The organism is Vulcanococcus limneticus LL, assembly GCF_002252705.1.
Taxonomy (GTDB): Bacteria; Cyanobacteriota; Cyanobacteriia; order PCC-6307; family Cyanobiaceae; genus Vulcanococcus; species Vulcanococcus limneticus.
In genome coordinates, this window is the sequence record NZ_NQLA01000103.1 from 1 (window position 1) to 3,360 (window position 3,360).

The 3,360-nt window shown below is 60.2% G+C and carries 4 protein-coding genes; 3 read left to right on the forward strand and 1 reads right to left on the reverse strand.

The features are described 5' to 3' along the window. The first annotated feature begins 302 nt into the window (after positions 1-302). A complete protein-coding gene (locus CJZ98_RS18610) occupies positions 303-746 on the forward strand; it encodes a hypothetical protein (protein WP_157911083.1) in 444 nt (147 codons plus the stop codon). On the opposite strand, the gene CJZ98_RS17395 is transcribed toward CJZ98_RS18610, so the two are convergent. Continuing rightward, positions 725-1,624, reverse strand: a complete 900-nt coding sequence (locus CJZ98_RS17395; protein ID WP_157911084.1) for an NAD-dependent epimerase/dehydratase family protein — start codon at positions 1,622-1,624, stop codon at positions 725-727. The two genes, CJZ98_RS18610 and CJZ98_RS17395, sit on opposite strands and share 22 nt — an antisense overlap. A 155-nt stretch (positions 1,625-1,779) precedes the next feature. Here CJZ98_RS17395 and CJZ98_RS17400 point away from each other — a divergent pair, with 155 nt between their 5' ends. Together CJZ98_RS17400 and CJZ98_RS17405 are read left to right on the forward strand one after the other, a co-directional pair. Next, entirely contained in the window at positions 1,780-2,022 is a 243-nt protein-coding gene (locus tag CJZ98_RS17400; RefSeq protein WP_094592367.1) for a hypothetical protein, read from the forward strand. A gap of 237 nt (positions 2,023-2,259) precedes the next feature. Continuing rightward, positions 2,260-3,018 (forward strand): phycobilisome rod-core linker polypeptide, encoded by a 759-nt coding sequence (locus CJZ98_RS17405; protein WP_094592368.1) that lies wholly within the window; start codon positions 2,260-2,262, stop codon positions 3,016-3,018. The last annotated feature ends 342 nt before the right edge of the window (positions 3,019-3,360 follow it).

Sequence of the window (3,360 nt, forward strand, 5' to 3'; positions counted from 1 at the left end):
CCGCACCTCCGGAATGACAGCTCGTCATTCCACCTTGTTCAACCTCTGATCAGGGCATTCGGGCCTCGGGATTTACACCACGCGAAGGGACGCGGCCTGCTGATACAGGAGAGTGGCATGGAACAGGTCTGCGATTCGCCCCGGGTGGAGAACGCCGATTCCCCCTGAATCGACACCACTACAACCGGGGAGACAACTGCTGGCATTTCCCGGAGACCGCAGGTCAGTCAAGCCTTGAGGTTGGCGGGAGCACAACGCGAGCGGGCCATGAAGTGAATTTTTTCATTGGCCGCTCCCGATCGATGCTTGTTGCCCTCTATGAGCGCCAGGGTGACGGCCGGATGATTCTGGGTTCCATCGCGGCCACCCCGTTTCGCTGTCAACGGGCAAGACCCGATCCCGCCCGTGAACAGATGGGGTCTGTAGACGCCTTATTGTCGGCTGTCGCAGGATGGCGTGGGATCGAGCAGGAGCTGAGACCGGGCGTGCAGTATGGAGCGTTTGTATCAGCCAAAGTTGCACCCGAATTCGATGCAGACAGCTTTTGCTCGGAGGATGTGAATGGCATGTTTGCGGATAATTTGGTTTGCGGCCTTCCGGATGAATTGCCAAAGGATGGGTTCAGTCTTCACTTTGGGTGCCTATTAAATCAAAATAGCTTTATTCATCTCATCATTGATTACGATGTAAACGACAGACTGAGTCGCTGGGTAGAGCGTCGATATCAACCAACCATGCACGGGTGATTGAAGGTGAAGCCAATTTGCTTCAGCTTTTCGTTGCTAACGCGCGCATTTAGAATCCGATCAGTCGTATCTATTGTCAACCACTTGGCCAATAGCAGGCCAGCGCGTTCACAGAGGCGATCTGTAAGTTCTTGGCCACTCAGCTGCGTATCGTTCACAAGATTATAAGTGTTATTAAGACCTTGATCGAATGCGAAGCAAACACCCCGGACAATGTCATCGCGGTGAATCCAGCACGGAACATTCTGGCCGTTGCGTTGCACCAATCCACCAGCCGCTGATAACAGCATGGTTGGGATGTCGCGCCCGGGGCCGTAGATGCCTCCCAGACGAAGCACGCAGACCTTGATTGTGTCAGAGCGGATGGATCCCATCATCTCCTCTGCTTGGAGCAGAACCTGATTGACAGGATGGTTATCGCTGATCGGGGCCGTTTCGTTGGTGAGGGCTCCATGGCGGTTGCCGTACACGCCGCAGCTGCTCAGATGGACGATCTGCAGAGGTGTGTTGCGGGGGCGTCGATCCAGCGTCTCGACGAGTCGTTGCAAACCACCGAGAAAGGTTTTCCGGTATTGGCCCAGATCAACCTCGGAACCCTTCGAGGGCGCGAAGGAAACCAGAATGCCATCCAGATCAGCGGTGAAGTCGAGGTTGGTGCTGGGGTCCGTCGAGTCAAAGATCAGCGGGGTTTCCACAAGCTCGGCCAACTCGCCGAGGCGCTCACGCCGGGTGGTGGTAGCCCACAGCGCGTGACCCTCCTGCTTCCAGGCCCTGGCCACCTCCTCGCCCACGTAGCCGCAGCCGAGGATGGCGCGCCGTTCGCCCGAGGGCAGGACGGGTCTCTCCTGCTGGGCCAGCAGCTGGTAGAGGGAGGCCAAATCCGGGGAAGTTGTCACAGCGGGCAACTCAACAAGTGAATATTTGTAAAGCATAGGCGCCCAGGCCGCTGCCGGTGTGCTGTTCCATACCGTCTTACCAGGACAGGCTGAAAAGGCCCTCCTATGGGAGGGTTGATCACCGATGCGGTGCTTTCATGCCCACCTATCGTGTTGCTGCCGCAGGCCTGGAGGCCATGCAGGTCAACGTGCCCGGCTGCAGTGGTGATGCTCTGAGCCTGGCTCTGGGGCCGCTGGGGCTCAGCGACTTCAGAGTCGAACGGCGCAGCCAGGACGGGCGCCAATGGTTTTTTCAGGCAACCTTCAAGCCCGGCGGCATCGAGGCTCCGGCCGCCGGGCTTGTCACGCGGTTGGTGAGCGTCGATCGCATTCTCGACTGACGCCATGGGAGCCCCGCAATGGCCCACGGCCTCTGCGCAGCTGTGGATCGCCTGCCTGGCCTGCAACAGCCCTGCAGGAAGCTGGTCCTGGAGGGGACACCAGCACGGAGCCCGCCTCAGCCCCCAATCAATCGCGAGCTGCTACGGAAGATTAAGTTCTTTATGGTTTTTACTTGCCCCAAGCCTGAGCCCATCGCAGCAGTCAATACTTTCTTGCGTTTGCTTCCTGTCTGCTCAATGACCCTGCCTGTTCTGGCCACCAAACCTCTCACCAGCAACGCCAGGGTCAGCAACTTTCTGGCAGCCAGCGACGAGACCTCTCGCCAGATTGGTCGGCAGGCCAGTCAGCTGGATGGAGCTGCCGCCGATGCCCTGATCGAGCAGGCCTATCGCCAGGTGTACTTCCACGCCTTCAAGCGCGACCGCGATGCGATGCTCGAATCGCAGCTGCGCTCCGGCCAGATCAGCACCCGCGAGTTCGTGCGCCAGCTGCTGCGCTCGGAGAAGTTCCGCAACGACTTCTACCGCTGCAACAGCAATTACCGCGTGGTGGAACAGGTGGTGGGCCGGGTGCTCGGCCGGCCGGTACACGGCCAGCAGGAACGCATCGCCTGGTCGATCGTGATCGCCCAGCAGGGGCTGCCAGCCTTCATCGATGCCCTGATCAATTCACCGGAGTACCTGGATGCCTTCGGGGAAGACCAAGTGCCCTACCAGCGCGCCCGGGTGCTGGCCGGCCAGTCGGTGGGCACGATGCCCTTCAACCAGCAAGCGCCCCGCTATGACGCCTATTGGCGTGACACCATGGCCAAACGAGCTCCCGGCTTCGGCAGCGGCAGCTGGGACGGCTGGCCGCGTCCGGCCTGGCTGGCCAACCAGCCCACCCCGGCTGTGCAGAACGCTTGGCGGTATTTTGTGGCCACTGGTGGCTTCGTGCTGACCGGCCTTGTGCTCTGGATAGCCCTGGCGATGTTGAGCACCGGAGGCCAGGGCTGATCCGAGCCCCAGGATCCCCGATGAGGAGGCTCGGCAGGCTGCTGGTGATCGCCACCTTCAACAAGGACCTCGCAGCAGCATCGCCAGACACGACCTGCGGGCCGAGCAGACCGATGATGTTGGCGCTCAGGGGCAACTGGTGCTTGAAGGCGTGACCGATGGCCTCTATGAAGCCGTTCGAGAGGCGGTGTGCAGCCTGCCACTGATTCCCAGGCTCATCAAAGATGAAGCCGTCAGTGAGGATGTGACGTGACCCCCTTTGTCGGTCCAGTCCTTATGAGAGTGGGTGGATGTGGTCATGCTGCAACTCCCTGTTGAGCTGCCTCCAGGGGCGTACGCCCC

Bases quoted from the DNA above. Each gene is read 5' to 3' on its own strand.
- CJZ98_RS18610 (WP_157911083.1), top strand. From the start codon at position 303: ATGCTTGTTGCCCTCTATGAGCGCCAGGGTGACGGCCGGATGATTCTG.
- CJZ98_RS17400 (WP_094592367.1), top strand. From the start codon at position 1,780: ATGCCCACCTATCGTGTTGCTGCCGCAGGCCTGGAGGCCATGCAGGTC.
- CJZ98_RS17405 (WP_094592368.1), top strand. From the start codon at position 2,260: ATGACCCTGCCTGTTCTGGCCACCAAACCTCTCACCAGCAACGCCAGG.